Annotated in this window: 24 protein-coding genes; 1 reads left to right on the top strand and 23 read right to left on the bottom strand. The window is 64.1% G+C overall.

What is annotated here, in order from left to right:
* Nucleotides 1-55: 55 nt before the first annotated feature.
* From rplO to rpsJ, 22 genes are all read right to left on the bottom strand, one after another.
* Nucleotides 56-553: a 50S ribosomal protein L15 gene (gene rplO, locus F3H32_RS13850; RefSeq protein WP_115754131.1), complete on the bottom strand. Its 498-nt coding sequence runs from the start codon at nt 551-553 to the stop codon at nt 56-58.
* Between the two features lie 188 nt (nt 554-741).
* Nucleotides 742-1,482 carry a hypothetical protein gene (locus F3H32_RS13845; RefSeq protein ID WP_223191457.1) on the bottom strand — a complete coding sequence of 247 codons (741 nt, stop codon included), beginning with the start codon at nt 1,480-1,482 and terminating at the stop codon, nt 742-744.
* A gap of 128 nt (nt 1,483-1,610) precedes the next feature.
* Nucleotides 1,611-1,799, bottom strand: coding sequence for a 50S ribosomal protein L30 (gene rpmD / locus F3H32_RS13840; RefSeq protein ID WP_115754130.1), 189 nt, complete (start codon nt 1,797-1,799; stop codon nt 1,611-1,613).
* A gap of 12 nt (nt 1,800-1,811) precedes the next feature.
* Nucleotides 1,812-2,378, bottom strand: a complete 567-nt coding sequence (rpsE, locus tag F3H32_RS13835; protein ID WP_115754129.1) for a 30S ribosomal protein S5 — start codon at nt 2,376-2,378, stop codon at nt 1,812-1,814.
* 117 nt (nt 2,379-2,495) lie between these two features.
* The gene (rplR, locus tag F3H32_RS13830) at nt 2,496-2,855 is read right to left on the bottom strand and encodes a 50S ribosomal protein L18 (RefSeq protein ID WP_115754128.1); all 360 of its coding nucleotides are present in this window, start codon (nt 2,853-2,855) and stop codon (nt 2,496-2,498) included.
* An 11-nt stretch (nt 2,856-2,866) separates the two neighbouring features.
* Nucleotides 2,867-3,400 carry a 50S ribosomal protein L6 gene (gene rplF, locus F3H32_RS13825; protein ID WP_149766346.1) on the bottom strand — a complete coding sequence of 178 codons (534 nt, stop codon included), beginning with the start codon at nt 3,398-3,400 and terminating at the stop codon, nt 2,867-2,869.
* Between the two features lie 11 nt (nt 3,401-3,411).
* Nucleotides 3,412-3,810: a 30S ribosomal protein S8 gene (rpsH, locus tag F3H32_RS13820; RefSeq protein WP_115754126.1), complete on the bottom strand. Its 399-nt coding sequence runs from the start codon at nt 3,808-3,810 to the stop codon at nt 3,412-3,414.
* Nucleotides 3,811-3,819: 9 nt separating this feature from the next.
* Nucleotides 3,820-4,125 (bottom strand): 30S ribosomal protein S14, encoded by a 306-nt coding sequence (gene rpsN / locus F3H32_RS13815; protein WP_149766345.1) that lies wholly within the window; start codon nt 4,123-4,125, stop codon nt 3,820-3,822.
* An 18-nt stretch (nt 4,126-4,143) separates the two neighbouring features.
* Nucleotides 4,144-4,704, bottom strand: a complete 561-nt coding sequence (gene rplE / locus F3H32_RS13810; RefSeq protein ID WP_115754125.1) for a 50S ribosomal protein L5 — start codon at nt 4,702-4,704, stop codon at nt 4,144-4,146.
* Nucleotides 4,704-5,009 carry a 50S ribosomal protein L24 gene (gene rplX / locus F3H32_RS13805; protein ID WP_115754124.1) on the bottom strand — a complete coding sequence of 102 codons (306 nt, stop codon included), beginning with the start codon at nt 5,007-5,009 and terminating at the stop codon, nt 4,704-4,706. The genes rplE and rplX overlap by 1 nt, the downstream gene beginning before the upstream one ends.
* Nucleotides 5,009-5,377, bottom strand: coding sequence for a 50S ribosomal protein L14 (gene rplN, locus F3H32_RS13800; protein WP_010400243.1), 369 nt, complete (start codon nt 5,375-5,377; stop codon nt 5,009-5,011). The genes rplX and rplN overlap by 1 nt, the downstream gene beginning before the upstream one ends.
* Nucleotides 5,378-5,440: 63 nt before the next feature.
* Nucleotides 5,441-5,689, bottom strand: coding sequence for a 30S ribosomal protein S17 (rpsQ, locus tag F3H32_RS13795; RefSeq protein ID WP_115754123.1), 249 nt, complete (start codon nt 5,687-5,689; stop codon nt 5,441-5,443).
* 12 nt (nt 5,690-5,701) lie between these two features.
* Complete coding sequence (rpmC, locus tag F3H32_RS13790; RefSeq protein WP_115754122.1) at nt 5,702-5,908, bottom strand: 50S ribosomal protein L29; 207 nt, start codon at nt 5,906-5,908, stop codon at nt 5,702-5,704.
* 192 nt (nt 5,909-6,100) lie between these two features.
* Nucleotides 6,101-6,514, bottom strand: coding sequence for a 50S ribosomal protein L16 (gene rplP / locus F3H32_RS13785; protein WP_115754121.1), 414 nt, complete (start codon nt 6,512-6,514; stop codon nt 6,101-6,103).
* A 12-nt stretch (nt 6,515-6,526) separates the two neighbouring features.
* Nucleotides 6,527-7,243 (bottom strand): 30S ribosomal protein S3, encoded by a 717-nt coding sequence (gene rpsC, locus F3H32_RS13780; RefSeq protein WP_115754120.1) that lies wholly within the window; start codon nt 7,241-7,243, stop codon nt 6,527-6,529.
* Nucleotides 7,243-7,638, bottom strand: a complete 396-nt coding sequence (gene rplV, locus F3H32_RS13775) for a 50S ribosomal protein L22 (RefSeq protein ID WP_115754119.1) — start codon at nt 7,636-7,638, stop codon at nt 7,243-7,245. The genes rpsC and rplV overlap by 1 nt, the downstream gene beginning before the upstream one ends.
* 5 nt (nt 7,639-7,643) lie before the next feature.
* Entirely contained in the window at nt 7,644-7,922 is a 279-nt protein-coding gene (rpsS, locus tag F3H32_RS13770; protein WP_010400236.1) for a 30S ribosomal protein S19, read from the bottom strand.
* 3 nt (nt 7,923-7,925) lie between these two features.
* Nucleotides 7,926-8,762 carry a 50S ribosomal protein L2 gene (gene rplB, locus F3H32_RS13765; protein ID WP_115754117.1) on the bottom strand — a complete coding sequence of 279 codons (837 nt, stop codon included), beginning with the start codon at nt 8,760-8,762 and terminating at the stop codon, nt 7,926-7,928.
* A 95-nt stretch (nt 8,763-8,857) separates the two neighbouring features.
* Entirely contained in the window at nt 8,858-9,154 is a 297-nt protein-coding gene (locus F3H32_RS13760) for a 50S ribosomal protein L23 (RefSeq protein WP_115754116.1), read from the bottom strand.
* Nucleotides 9,151-9,771 (bottom strand): 50S ribosomal protein L4, encoded by a 621-nt coding sequence (gene rplD / locus F3H32_RS13755; protein WP_115754115.1) that lies wholly within the window; start codon nt 9,769-9,771, stop codon nt 9,151-9,153. Before rplD ends, F3H32_RS13760 begins: the two co-directional genes overlap by 4 nt.
* A complete protein-coding gene (gene rplC, locus F3H32_RS13750; RefSeq protein WP_115754114.1) occupies nt 9,771-10,508 on the bottom strand; it encodes a 50S ribosomal protein L3 in 738 nt (245 codons plus the stop codon). Before rplC ends, rplD begins: the two co-directional genes overlap by 1 nt.
* Before the next feature lie 10 nt (nt 10,509-10,518).
* Nucleotides 10,519-10,827 (bottom strand): 30S ribosomal protein S10, encoded by a 309-nt coding sequence (rpsJ, locus tag F3H32_RS13745; RefSeq protein ID WP_010400227.1) that lies wholly within the window; start codon nt 10,825-10,827, stop codon nt 10,519-10,521.
* 272 nt (nt 10,828-11,099) lie between these two features.
* Between rpsJ and F3H32_RS13740 the strand changes: the two genes are divergently transcribed.
* Complete coding sequence (locus F3H32_RS13740) at nt 11,100-12,014, top strand: hypothetical protein (protein WP_149766344.1); 915 nt, start codon at nt 11,100-11,102, stop codon at nt 12,012-12,014.
* 31 nt (nt 12,015-12,045) lie between these two features.
* On the opposite strand, the gene F3H32_RS13735 is transcribed toward F3H32_RS13740, so the two are convergent.
* Nucleotides 12,046-12,742 (bottom strand): EF-Tu C-terminal domain-related protein (locus F3H32_RS13735; RefSeq protein ID WP_262494990.1); only part of this gene is annotated, 697 nt, incomplete at its 5' end.

Raw genomic sequence — 12,742 nt, 5'->3', positions numbered from 1 at the left:
GCGCCTGGAAAACTTGGAAAGCTATTTATGGGGCGCGGGCGCGCCCTTCAACAGCTTATTCGGCCGCAGAGGTCTCGGTGGTTTCTTCTTTCACCGGACGGGTCACGGTGATCTTGCCGCCGGCCTTTTCGATCGCCTCCACGGCAGCCTGCGAGGCGCCGGCGACGGTCAGGTTCAGCGCGGCCTTGAGATCGCCCTTGGCCAGCACCCGCACACCGTCGCGCTTGCGGCGGATGACGCCCGACGCGACCAGCGCGTCTTCGGTGACATCGGCTTTGGCGTCCAGCTTGCCCGCATCGACAAAGGCTTGCAGCTGGCCCAGGTTCACCACGGCGAATTCCAGGCGATTCGGCTTGGAAAAGCCGCGCTTGGGCAGGCGGCGATACAGCGGCATCTGGCCGCCTTCGTAACCGTTCAGCGCCACGCCCGAACGCGAGGTCTGGCCCTTGATGCCGCGGCCGGCGGTCTTGCCCTTGCCCGAGCCGGGACCGCGGGCGACGCGCTTTTTCTTGCGGTTGGCGCCGGGATTGTCATGAAGTTCATGCAGTTTCATATCGCTTCTCCTTGGCCGGAAGCGCCCCATGAAGCGAAGGGGGCGAACGCGGCGTTTCTTGCTTGTTCGAGTCGGTGTCACGAAAGACACCGGCGGCTTCTATCGGCTGTCCCGCGCCGGGTCAAGCTGACACGGGCCTGCCCCCGCATCCGGCAAAGCGCATCCGCGGCGGCACCGGGGGATGCGGCTTAGAACTCCACCCACAAGCCCAGTTTGGCCGCGCGTTCGCCCGGCCCCGAAAGCGGCGCGATCAGCCCCAGTTCCAGCTTGAGCGGGCCAAGCAGATCGCGCACCGCCGAAACCGCGATCTTGCTGGCAAATCCGGTATCCTCGCGATCCTCCAGCCGAAGCTGGTGGACCAGCATCAGCGCCTCGGCCATGTGCCAGCCCACCGTCACCTCGGCCTTGGCAGTCGCCTCTGGCGTCAGATACCGAAGCGAGCTGGCGCCTTGGGCGGCCAGCGCGGCCATCTCTTCCTCGTCCTTCAGGGCACCGACCACCTTATAGCGCAACTCTGCCGACACCCAGCCCCCGCCCCGCGCGCGCCGCAGCACCGGAAGGCTGTCGAAGGTGCGGCCCCAACCCAGCGCGACCTGCGCCAGCGGCATGGCCTGGCCGTCACGTTCCACCGCGCCCAGCCCGATCGCCGCGGCCCAGCGATCCGGTCCCCTGCCCCGGTCCAGCGCGCGTTGCAGCCAGACCAGGCTGCTGGTTTCCCCGGCGCTGGAGCGGCCCAGTTCTACGCCCATGGTCAGCCGGGGTCGGCGCCCCACCTCGCCGTAAAGCCCGGTATAGCTGTGGCCGGCGGCATCGCGTTCGACCGACAAGGCCAGGAACACCCCCTTGACCGCCCGCGGCCAGGGACTGGCCGAAGCGGGGCCGGCCAGCAACAGGAAGACCAGCAAAAGGCAGCGGATCGGGCGCGGCAACTGTGGCTCCTTCCTGGGGTTCGGTCCTAGCAGCCTAGGAGCAAGCCGTTAGCAAACGGTTAACGCACCACCAAAAAACGCCCCGGATAGGCTCCGGGGCGTTTCAATGAACAGGATGCGAGGCTGGATCAGCCGCGCTCTTCCACGATGATCGCGAGATGCGGGATCTTTGCGACCATGCCGCGCACGGCCGGGGTATCTTCCAGCTCGCGGGTGCGGTTCATCTTGTTTAGGCCCAGGCCCTTCAGCGTCTCGCGCTGGACGGCCGGACGACGGATCGGCGAGCCGATCTGCTTCACGACGATGGTTTTAGCCATATGCCTGTCTCCTTACGCTTCGACGGCGGCATCGGCCGGCTTGTCGTTGGACGGCAGGATCTCGGCCACCTTCTTGCCGCGACGCTGCGCGACGTTGCGGGGCGAAGCTTCGCGCTTCAGCCCGTCGATGGTGGCGCGGATCATGTTATAGGGGTTTTGCGAACCCTGCGACTTGGCCACCACGTCCTGGACGCCAAGCATCTCGAACACGGCGCGCATCGGACCGCCCGCGATGATGCCGGTCCCCGGAACGGCGGTGCGCATGATCACCTTGCCGGCGCCGTGGCGCCCCTCGATGTCGTGATGCAGGGTGCGGCCGTCGCGCAGCGGCACGCGGATCAGCCCGCGCTTGGCTTGTTCGGTCGCCTTGCGGATCGCCTCGGGCACTTCCTTGGCCTTGCCCTTGCCGAAGCCGACGCGGCCACGCTGGTCGCCCACGACCACCAGAGCGGCGAAGCCGAAGCGCTTGCCGCCCTTGACGGTTTTCGACACGCGGTTGATCGCCACCAGGCGGTCGGCGAATTCCGGGGTTTCCTCGCGCTCTTCGCGGCGGCCCCGGCGGTTGTCACGTTCTGCCATCAGGCATTCCTTTTACGTTGGCGCGCGTCCCGCGCCGTTGGTCCAATCCTGGTGGGCCGCCGACGGATCGAACGGCCCCCGGATCATCGGGGCGGCGCGAACGCCGCCCGCATGGGATCAGAACTTCAGACCGCCTTCGCGGGCCGCATCGGCCAGCGCCTTGATCTTGCCGTGGAACAGGAAGCCGCCGCGGTCGAAGATCACCTCTTCGACACCGGCCTGCTTGGCACGTTCCGCAATGGCGGCGCCGATCTTGGCGGCTGCTTCGACGTTGTTCTTGCCGACCACGCCCAGATCCTTTTCAAGCGACGAGGCGGCGGCCAGCGTGACCCCCTTTACGTCGTCGATCACCTGGACGCTGATGTTCTTGGAAGAACGGTGAACGGAAAGCCGCGGACGGCCGTCCGTGATCTTCCGCAGCTTGTTGCGCACGCGAAGGCGGCGCTTCTGGAACAGCTCTCTTTTCGTCAGTGCCATTTTTGCGCCCCTTACTTCTTCTTGCCTTCCTTGCGGAAGACGACCTCACCCTTGTAGCGGATGCCCTTGCCCTTGTAGGGTTCGGGGCGGCGCCACTCGCGGATGTTCGCGGCGACCTGGCCGACCAATTGCTGGTCGACGCCTTCCACCACGATCTCGGTCTGTTTGGGAGCCGAGATGGTCACGCCTTCCGGCGTTTCGAAGTTCACGTCATGTGAATAGCCCAGCGACAGCTTGAGCGTCTTGCCCTGCATCTGGGCGCGATAGCCGACGCCCTGGATTTCCAGCTCTTTCTTGAAGCCTTCGCTGACGCCGACGGTCAGGTTCTCGACCATCGAGCGGGTCATGCCCCATTGCTGGCGGGCGCGTTTCGACATGCCGCGGGGGGTCACCTTGACGGTGCCTTCCTCGATGGCCAGCGTCACGTCATCCGTCGCGGTAAAGCTGCGGCTGCCTTTCGGACCCTTGACCTCGATGGTCTGGCCCTTGATCTCTGCGGTCACGCCCTTGGGGAGGGCAACCGGCTTTTTACCAATCCGAGACATCTCTGCCCTCCTTAGAACACGGTGCAGAGGACTTCGCCGCCGACATTGGCGCTGCGAGCCGCTGCATCAGACATGACGCCTTTCGGCGTCGAGACGATGGAGACACCCAGGCCATTGCGGACCTGCGGCAATTCCTTGACCGAGGCATAGACCCGGCGGCCAGGCTTGGACACCCGCGCCAGTTCCCGGATGACCGGGGTGCCTTCGTAGTATTTCAGGCTGATTTCCAGCTCGGTATGGCCCGAGGGGGTATCAACCTGTTCATAGCCGCGGATATAGCCCTCGGCTTTCAGCACGTCGAGCACCCAGGCGCGCAGCTTGGAGGCGGGCGTGCGGACGGTCGATTTGCCGCGCATCTGCGCGTTGCGGATGCGGGTCAGCATATCGCCGAGAGGATCGTTCATCGACATATTGCCCCCTTACCAGCTGGATTTGACCATGCCGGGGATCTGGCCGAACGAGCCAAGCTCGCGCAGCATGATCCGCGACAGTTTCAGTTTACGGTAATACGCGTGCGGACGGCCGGTCAGTTGGCACCGGTTGTGCAGACGCGTGGCCGAGGAATTGCGCGGCAGTTCAGCCAGTTTCAGGCTGGCCTTGAAGCGCTCTTCCATCGGGCGGGACTGATCGTGGACGACCTCGTTCAGCGCGGCGCGCTTGGCGGCGTATTTCTGAACCAGACGCTCGCGCTTCTTCTCGCGCTCAACCATGGATTTCTTAGCCATATCTTCTTCCCTCCGCGATCAGCTGTTGAAAGGCATGTTGAATGCCTTCAGCAGAGATTTCGCTTCCGCGTCGGTCCTCGCGGTGGTGCAGATGATGATGTCCATCCCCAGGACTTCGTCGACCTTGTCGAAGTTGATTTCCGGGAAAACGATGTGCTCTTTCAGGCCCATGGCATAGTTGCCGCGGCCGTCGAAAGCCGTGCCCTTGACGCCGCGGAAGTCGCGGACGCGGGGCAGCGCGATGTTGATCAGGCGGTCCAGGAATTCATACATCCGGTCGCCGCGCAGCGTGACCTTGCAGCCCAGCGGCATCTCTTCGCGGACGCGGAAGCCGGCGATCGACTTCTTGGCCTTGGTGATGACGGCCTTCTGACCCGCGATCAGCGACAGCTCTTCGGCGCCCTGCTTGACCTTCTTGGTGTCCTTGACGGCCTCGCCGATGCCCATGTTCAGGACGATCTTGTCCAGGCGCGGGATCTGCATGTCATTCTTGTAGCCGAACTCTTCCTTGAGGGCGGCGCGAATGGTTTCGCGATACTGCGCTTTCAGGCGCGGCGAATAGGTGGCTTGGTCCAGCATCAGATCACGTCTCCCGTGGTCTTGGCGTAGCGGACTTTCTTGCCGTCCTCGATGCGGAAGCCGACGCGGGTCGCTTTGCCGTTCTTGTCCATCAGCGCAAGGTTCGACAGGTCGATCGGCATGGCCTTCGGCACGCGGCCGCCCTGGCTTGTCTGGGTCTGGCGCTGGTGACGGATGGCGATGTTGACGCCATCGACCACGGCCTTGTTCTCTTTCGGGAACACGGCGGCGATCTCACCCTGCTTGCCCTTGTCCTTGCCGGCCAGCACGACGACCTTGTCGCCCTTTTTCAGCTTGGCAGCCATCACAGCACCTCCGGCGCAAGCGAGATGATCTTCATGAAGTTCTTGGCCCGCAGCTCGCGTACGACCGGCCCGAAGATACGGGTGCCGACCGGCTCGCCCTGGTTGTTCAGGATGACGGCGGCGTTGCGGTCGAAGCGGATCGAGGTGCCGTCCTCGCGCTTCACTTCCTTGGCGGTGCGCACGACGACGGCCTTGCGGACGTCGCCTTTCTTCACGCGGCCGCGCGGAATGGCCTCCTTGACGGAGACGACGATGATGTCGCCCACCGACGCATAGCGACGGTGCGAACCACCCAGGACCTTGATGCACTGCACCCGGCGAGCGCCGGAGTTGTCAGCGACATCCAGATTGGTCTGCATCTGGATCATTTGGTTACTCCCGACCTTTGGGGACCGGCACCACCGGCCCCAGGGTATCGATTAAACTGGCGATCAGGCCGAGGCCTCGGCGGCTTCGGTCAGAACGGTCCAGCGTTTGGTCTTCGAGATCGGCGCGCATTCGACGATGCGAACGATGTCACCGACCTTGAACTGGTTTTGCGCGTCATGCGCGCGGTATTTCTTGGACGACCGCACGATCTTGTGCAGCAGCGCATGCTTGAAGCGACGCTCGACCAGAACGGTGACGGTCTGTTCGTTCTTGTCGCTGACGACCTTGCCTTGCAGGATGCGTTTGGGCATGGACCGGGCTCCTTAGTTCGACGCCGCGGCTTGCGCCGCTTTCTGGTTCAGAATGGTTTTCACACGGGCGACATCGCGGCGGATGTTGCGCATGCGGGCGGTCGATTCGAGCTGGCCGGTGGCCTGCTGGAAGCGCAGGTTGAACGCTTCCTTCTTCAGCGCCAGCAGCTGTTCTTTCAGCTGATCGGGCGACTTTTCTTTCAGTTCCTGCGCTTTCATGCGCCTGTTCCTTTCAACATCACCGGAGAGCCCCTGCCGTGCAGGGCCACCCTGATTCCCGGTGGAGTTTCATGATGAAGGCTTGCCCATACAGGCATCGCCGGCTTTTGGCAACCCCGATCGTCCGGGGCCGATGAAAAGCGATGCCCCGCCACGATTGCGGCGGGGCACTTGTCTTGATGCGCTGGTGAATTACCAGTCTTCGCGCGCGACGATGCGGGTCAGCACCGGTAGCTTCTGCGCGCCCAGGCGCAGCGCCTCGCGGGCGATGACATCGTTCACCCCGTCGATCTCGAACATGATCCGGCCGGGATGGACGCGGGCGGCCCAGAAATCCACCGAGCCCTTGCCCTTACCCATCCGCACTTCGGTCGGCTTCGAGGAAACCGGCACATCCGGGAAGATGCGAATCCACACCCGCCCCTGGCGCTTCATGTGGCGGGTGATCGCACGGCGCGCGGCCTCGATCTGGCGAGCGGTGACGCGCTCGGGCTCGATGGCTTTCAGCGCGTAGGAGCCGAAGTTCAGGTTGAACCCGCCCTTGGCTTCGCCGTGGATGCGGCCCTTGTGCTGTTTGCGGAACTTGGTCCGTTTCGGTTGCAGCATTGCTTGTTCTCCTTAGCGCGCGTCGCGGTCGCGGCGCGGGCCGCGGGGCGACGGGCCATCCTGCGCTTCGGTGGCGCGGCGGTCGCGGGCCTGCGGGTCGTGCTCCATGATCTCGCCCTTGAAGATCCAGACCTTGACCCCGATGATCCCGTAGGGAGTCGTCGCCTCCGACAGCGCATAGTCGATGTCGGCGCGCAGCGTGTGCAGCGGCACCCGGCCTTCGCGATACCATTCGGTGCGGGCGATCTCGGCGCCGCCCAGGCGGCCCGCCACGTTCACCCGGATCCCCAGCGCGCCCATGCGCATGGCGTTCTGCACCGCGCGCTTCATGGCGCGGCGGAAGGACACCCGACGCTCCAGTTGCTGGGCGATGGATTCGGCCACAAGCTGCGCGTCCAGTTCGGGCTTGCGGACCTCGACGATGTTGAGGTGCAGTTCCGAAGCGGTGTAATTCGCCAGCTTCTTGCGCAGGGTCTCGATATCGGCGCCTTTCTTGCCGATGATGACACCCGGACGTGCGGCATGGATCGTCACCCGGCACTTCTTGTGCGGCCGCTCGATCACGACGCGGCTGACGCCGGCCTGCTTGGCTTCCTTGTGGATGAAGTCGCGGATCTTCAGGTCTTCCAGCAGCAGATTGCCGTAGTCCTTGTCATCCGCATACCAGCGGCTGTCCCAGGTGCGGTTGACCTGGAGACGCATCCCGATGGGGTTTACCTTCTGACCCATTACGCGCGCTCCCCGGCTTCGATGGCCTCGACCTGACGGACCTTGATGGTGATTTCCGAAAACGGCTTCATGATCTTGCCGTAACGACCACGGGCGCGCGGACGACCACGCTTCATGACCAGGTTCTTGCCCACCCAAGCCTCGGCGACGACCAGGTTGTCCACGTCGAGATTATGGTTGTTCTCGGCATTGGCGATGGCCGATTGCAGGCATTTCTTGACGTCGCCCGCGATGCGCTTGTGCGAAAAGGTCAGGTCGGCCAAAGCCTTCTCGACCTTCTTGCCGCGGATCATCGCCGCAACCAGGTTCAGCTTCTGCGGCGAGGTGCGAAGCATCTTGGTCTTCGCAAACGCCTCGTTCTCGGCCACGCGGCGCGGATTCTGTTCCTTACCCATGACGCTTACTTCCTTTTCGCTTTCTTGTCGGCCGCGTGCCCGTAATAGGTCCGCGTCGGCGAGTATTCACCGAACTTCTGGCCGATCATCTCTTCGGTCACCGACACCGGGATATGCTTCTGGCCGTTGTAGACGCCGAAGGTCAGGCCGACGAATTGCGGCAGGATGGTCGACCGGCGCGACCAGATCTTGATGACGTCCGACTTGCCGGACTCGCGGGCTTTCTCGGCCTTGCGAAGCACATAGGCGTCGACAAAGGGGCCCTTCCAAACAGAACGTGCCATGGATTAACGCCCCTTCTTAACGTGACGCGACCGCAGGATGTACTTGTCGGTCGATTTGTTCGAGCGGGTCTTGGTCCCCTTGGTGCCCTTGCCCCAGGGGGTGACCGGGTGACGGCCGCCCGAGGTCCGACCCTCACCACCACCATGCGGGTGGTCGATCGGGTTCATGGCAACGCCGCGCACGCTGGGGCGGATGCCCTTGTGGCGGTTGCGTCCGGCCTTGCCGAAATTCTGGTTCGAGTGGTCCGAGTTCGACACCGCCCCGATGGTCGCCATGCATTCCTGGCGCACCAGGCGCAGCTCGCCCGAGGACAGGCGGATCTGGGCATAGCCGCCGTCGCGGCCGACGAACTGGGCATAGGTGCCGGCCGAACGGGCGATCTGGCCGCCCTTGCCGGGCTTCAGCTCGACGTTGTGGACGATGGTGCCGATCGGCATGCCGCTGAAGGGCATGGCGTTGCCGGGCTTCACGTCCACCTTGGTGCCGGCTACGACCTTGTCGCCGACAGCAACACGCTGCGGGGCAAGGATATAGGCCTGCTCGCCGTCTTCATACTTGATCAGCGCGATGAATGCGGTGCGGTTGGGATCGTATTCGATCCGCTCGACGGTCGCCGAAACATCGAACTTGGTGCGCTTGAAATCGACGATGCGATAAAGACGCTTCGCCCCGCCGCCCTTGCGGCGCATCGTGATCCGTCCGGTGTTGTTCCGGCCGCCATGCTTGGTCAAACCCTCCGTGAGGGACTTGACCGGGCGCCCTTTCCAAAGCTCCGAACGGTCGATCAGAACCAGCCCACGCTGGCCAGGCGTCGTCGGCTTATACGACTTGAGTGCCATGCTTTCTGTCTTCCGTTGCTTTGGACCAAAGCTAGGTCCGTTTCAGTCAAAAGGCGACGGCCCCGCTGCCGGGGCCGTCGATTCGCAGGCTTTTATCAGAGGCCGGTGGACACGTCGATGCTGTTGCCAGCTTCCAGCGTCACATAGGCCTTCTTCACGTCCGAGCGGACGCCGGGACGGCCGCGGAACCGCTTGGCCTTGCCCTTGGTGATGGTGGTGTTGACCGCCTTCACCTTGACGTTGAACAGCGCCTCGACGGCTTGCTTGATCACCGGCTTGGACGAATCCTTGGCCACCTGGAACACATAGGCGTTGGCTTCGCCCGCGAGGGTGGCTTTTTCGGTGATCACCGGCTTGACGATGACATCGTAATGTTCGGGTTTCACGCTCATTTCAGGCGAGCCTCCAGAGCTTCGACACCGGCGCGCGTCAGCACGAGCGTATCGCGACGCAGGATGTCATAGACGTTGGCGCCCATCGAGGGCAGCACATCCACGCCTTCCAGGTTGCGGGCGGCACGGGCGAAATTCTCGTTCACCTCGGCGCCGTCGATCACCAGGACGCGCTTCCAGCCGTTTTCCCGGACCGCCTTGGCGACGGCCGCGGTCTTGGCTTCGGCGATGTTCAGGCTTTCGATGATCACCAGCTCACCCGCCGCGGCCTTGGCCGACAGCGCATGCCTCAGGCCAAGCGCTCGAACCTTCTTGGGCAGGTCAAAGGCATGCGACCGCGGGGTCGGACCCTTGTAGACGCCGCCGTGACGGAAGGTCGGCGCCTTGCGGGAACCGTGGCGGGCGCCGCCGGTGCCTTTCTGGCGATAGATCTTCTTGGTCGAATAGCTGACATCCGACTTGCCCAGCACCGAATGGGTGCCCGCCTGCGCCTTCGCGCGCTGCCAGCGCACGACACGATGCAGCAGGTCCGCACGCGGCTCGAGCCCGAAGATGTCATCGCTCAGGTCGATATCACCGGCCTTGCCGGCGTCGAGCGTGATAACGTCGAGTTTCATCAGTTGTCTCCTTCGGGCGCGGCGGCCTCGGCAGGGGCAGCAGCCTCGGCCTGGGCAGCTTTCGAGCGGATCGCAGCCGGGAAAACGGTGCTTTCGGCCAGCGGCTTCTTCACGGCGTCCTTGATCGTGACCCAGCCGCCCTTGGAACCCGGAACCGAGCCCTTGACCATGATCAGGCCGCGCTCGGCATCGGTCTTGACGACTTGCAGGTTCTGGGTGGTGACGCGCACGGCACCCAGATGGCCGGCCATCTTCTTGCCCTTGAACACCTTGCCCGGATCCTGGCACTGGCCGGTCGAACCATGCGAACGATGGCTGATCGACACGCCGTGCGAGGCGCGCAGGCCGCCGAAATTATGCCGCTTCATCGCACCGGCAAAGCCCTTGCCGATCGAGGTGCCGGCGATGTCGACATACTGCCCTTCGAAGTAATGGTCGGCGACGATTTCCTCGCCCACCTCCACCAGGTTCTCGGGCGAGACGCGGAATTCCGCGATCTTGCGCTTGGGGGCGACATTCGCCTTGGCGAAATGGCCGCGCAGGGCGGCGGTCGTGCGCTTGGCTTTCGCCTCGCCCGCGCCCAGCTGCAGCGCCACATAGCCGTCTTTTTCAGCGGTGCGCTGAGCGACGACCTGCACGTTGTCCACGTGCAGCACGGTGACGGGCACCTGACGCCCGTCTTCCAGGAACAGCCGGGTCATGCCCAGCTTCTTGGCGATAACACCAGTCCGCAGCATGCTGGCCTCCTTACACCTTGATCTCGACATCCACGCCGGCGGCGAGGTCGAGCTTCATCAGGGCATCAACGGTCTGGGGGGTCGGATCGACGATGTCCAGCAGACGCTTATGCGTGCGGATTTCCCACTGGTCGCGGGATTTCTTGTCGATATGCGGACCGCGCAGGACGGTGAATTTCTCGATCTTGTTGGGCAGCGGAATCGGGCCGCGGACCTGCGCGCCGGTGCGCTTGGCGGTGTTGACGATTTCCTGCGTGCTGGCATCCAGGACGCGGTAATCGAACGCCTTCAACCGGATGCGGATGTTCTGGCTTTGCATTCTCATCCCTCTTGCGGGGAGTGCAAGTTGAGAGGCTGACGACACACCACGCATCGCCAGCGTCGAACCGTATAAACAACAGCAGGCCGCCTTGCGTGGCGGCCCGACTGACAAGCCGATTCTTGGCAAACCGGCGATGATTGCGGGGATTTATCCGCTTCGTGCCACGCGGTCAAGCTGCTTTCGCGCCCGCCCTGCCTGGATTGCGCGAACCGTGAAAGCGTTCTATCCGTCGCCTGCCGGCCTGACCTTTTAGACAAAACGGAATTCCGATGCCAAGCATCCTGACGAAAGCGATCCGCGCCAACCCGCGGCTGCAAGCCGCCCTAAGCCGCGCCAGGGTGGCGCTGCTGTCCCCCCTGCCCAGTTCGGATCGACGGCCGGACAAGGTAGGCCCCACGACAGATTGGGCCGATGCGCGGCCGGGAATCCAAGTGCCCCAAGCCCAGGTTTTCCGCGACATTCGCATCGTTCCGACGCGCAGGTTCGCCTATCGCAACAAGATCGCCGATGGCGGCCCGGTCTGGCCCGACTTCGAGACGAATACAGTGGTCCGGCACCTTAATCATCGCCAGTTCGTCGACTCGAACGCCGTTCCCTGGCAATTCAGCGGCCCCAAGCTGCGCGGCCCGATGGTTTGGGGCGGCCGTTGCCTGTTCCATTTCGGACATCTCGCCGCCGAGCATATGAACCGCCTGCCGGCCTCGTTGTATCAGCATCCCCGGGCGCCGGTCGTCTTTGCCTTGCCGCCGCACCAACTGATCCGCGACGTGCCGGGCTATTTCTGGAAAATCGCCGCGTGGTTCGGTGCCGCGCCGCAGCAGGTCCACTTCATCACCCGGCCCTTTATCGCCGAGGAACTGTATGTCTCACCGCAGGTCGAGGAGTTCAGCCCGATCCCGTCGCCGGACTGGTATCTTGACCTGCTTGATGAATTGCCGCGACTGAACGGCATCGAGCCGATCCCTTACGACGCCCTCTATGTTCATCGCCTGGGCTTTGTCGGCATCGGTCAGGGCGGACACGCCCCTTTGCCGACACACTGTCCCGTGGCGCCGCGCGCCGGTCCGCCCCCGCCCCGCTGGCCCGGCCGGCCGCCAATCCCGAGCGCACCAAGCAAAAAAGCCCGCCCCTTGCGGGACGGGCCTTGCTGTCATGATATCCGTCTTCGGATCACCCGACGATGATGCGCGGGCGGGACCATGCCCGCCCTGCCGATCACTTCAGGATCTTCGACACCACGCCGGCGCCGACCGTGCGGCCGCCTTCGCGGATGGCGAAGCGAAGCTTCTCTTCCATCGCGATCGGCGCGATCAGCTCGACCTCGAACTTCAGGTTGTCGCCCGGCATCACCATCTCGGTGCCCTCGGGCAGCTTCACCGTGCCGGTCACGTCCGTGGTGCGGAAGTAGAACTGCGGACGATAGTTCGCGAAGAACGGCGTGTGGCGACCGCCCTCTTCCTTGGTCAGGATATAGGCCTCGGCCTCGAACTGCGTGTGCGGCTTGACCGAACCCGGCTTGCACAGCACCTGGCCGCGCTCGACGCCGTCGCGATCCACGCCGCGCAGCAGCGCGCCGATGTTGTCGCCGGCTTCCCCGCGATCCAGAAGCTTGCGGAACATCTCGACCCCGGTGCAGGTGGTCTTCTTGGTGTCGGGGGTGCCCACGATCTCAAGCTCGTCGCCCACGTTCACCGCGCCGCGCTCGACCCGGCCCGTCACCACCGTGCCCCGGCCCGAGATCGAGAACACGTCCTCGATCGGCATCAGGAACGGCAGGTCCACAGCACGCTCGGGCGTCGGGATGTATTCGTCAACCGCGGCGATCAGCGCCCGGATCGAATCCTCGCCAATTTCCTGGTCGCGGCCTTCCAGCGCGGCAAGCGCCGAGCCCTTGATGATCGGAACGTCGTCG

The sequence above is a fragment of the Paracoccus thiocyanatus genome, assembly GCF_900156255.1.
Taxonomy (GTDB): Bacteria; Pseudomonadota; Alphaproteobacteria; order Rhodobacterales; family Rhodobacteraceae; genus Paracoccus; species Paracoccus thiocyanatus.
This window is presented reverse-complemented; position numbering and strand designations above follow the sequence as displayed.

What these genes read in the sequence shown, in the direction of transcription:
- rplV (WP_115754119.1), bottom strand. Translation starts at nt 7,638, where the DNA reads ATGGGTAAGGAACAGAATCCGCGCCGCGTGGCCGAGAACGAGGCGTTT.
- rplX (WP_115754124.1), bottom strand. Translation starts at nt 5,009, where the DNA reads ATGGCTGCCAAGCTGAAAAAGGGCGACAAGGTCGTCGTGCTGGCCGGC.
- rplF (WP_149766346.1), bottom strand. Translation starts at nt 3,400, where the DNA reads ATGTCTCGGATTGGTAAAAAGCCGGTTGCCCTCCCCAAGGGCGTGACC.
- rplR (WP_115754128.1), bottom strand. Translation starts at nt 2,855, where the DNA reads ATGGCACTGACGAAAAGAGAGCTGTTCCAGAAGCGCCGCCTTCGCGTG.
- rpsJ (WP_010400227.1), bottom strand. Translation starts at nt 10,827, where the DNA reads ATGCAAAGCCAGAACATCCGCATCCGGTTGAAGGCGTTCGATTACCGC.
- F3H32_RS13760 (WP_115754116.1), bottom strand. Translation starts at nt 9,154, where the DNA reads ATGAGCGTGAAACCCGAACATTACGATGTCATCGTCAAGCCGGTGATC.
- rpsE (WP_115754129.1), bottom strand. Translation starts at nt 2,378, where the DNA reads ATGGCAGAACGTGACAACCGCCGGGGCCGCCGCGAAGAGCGCGAGGAA.
- rpmD (WP_115754130.1), bottom strand. Translation starts at nt 1,799, where the DNA reads ATGGCTAAAACCATCGTCGTGAAGCAGATCGGCTCGCCGATCCGTCGT.
- rplN (WP_010400243.1), bottom strand. Translation starts at nt 5,377, where the DNA reads ATGATCCAGATGCAGACCAATCTGGATGTCGCTGACAACTCCGGCGCT.
- rplE (WP_115754125.1), bottom strand. Translation starts at nt 4,704, where the DNA reads ATGCTGGACCAAGCCACCTATTCGCCGCGCCTGAAAGCGCAGTATCGC.
- rpsQ (WP_115754123.1), bottom strand. Translation starts at nt 5,689, where the DNA reads ATGCCCAAACGCATCCTGCAAGGCAAGGTCGTCAGCGACAAGAACGAA.
- rplO (WP_115754131.1), bottom strand. Translation starts at nt 553, where the DNA reads ATGAAACTGCATGAACTTCATGACAATCCCGGCGCCAACCGCAAGAAA.
- rpsH (WP_115754126.1), bottom strand. Translation starts at nt 3,810, where the DNA reads ATGTCGATGAACGATCCTCTCGGCGATATGCTGACCCGCATCCGCAAC.
- rpsC (WP_115754120.1), bottom strand. Translation starts at nt 7,243, where the DNA reads ATGGGTCAGAAGGTAAACCCCATCGGGATGCGTCTCCAGGTCAACCGC.
- rplC (WP_115754114.1), bottom strand. Translation starts at nt 10,508, where the DNA reads ATGCTGCGGACTGGTGTTATCGCCAAGAAGCTGGGCATGACCCGGCTG.
- rpsS (WP_010400236.1), bottom strand. Translation starts at nt 7,922, where the DNA reads ATGGCACGTTCTGTTTGGAAGGGCCCCTTTGTCGACGCCTATGTGCTT.
- rplB (WP_115754117.1), bottom strand. Translation starts at nt 8,762, where the DNA reads ATGGCACTCAAGTCGTATAAGCCGACGACGCCTGGCCAGCGTGGGCTG.
- rplD (WP_115754115.1), bottom strand. Translation starts at nt 9,771, where the DNA reads ATGAAACTCGACGTTATCACGCTCGACGCCGGCAAGGCCGGTGATATC.
- rplP (WP_115754121.1), bottom strand. Translation starts at nt 6,514, where the DNA reads ATGCTGCAACCGAAACGGACCAAGTTCCGCAAACAGCACAAGGGCCGC.
- rpmC (WP_115754122.1), bottom strand. Translation starts at nt 5,908, where the DNA reads ATGAAAGCGCAGGAACTGAAAGAAAAGTCGCCCGATCAGCTGAAAGAA.
- F3H32_RS13740 (WP_149766344.1), top strand. Translation starts at nt 11,100, where the DNA reads ATGCCAAGCATCCTGACGAAAGCGATCCGCGCCAACCCGCGGCTGCAA.
- rpsN (WP_149766345.1), bottom strand. Translation starts at nt 4,125, where the DNA reads ATGGCTAAGAAATCCATGGTTGAGCGCGAGAAGAAGCGCGAGCGTCTG.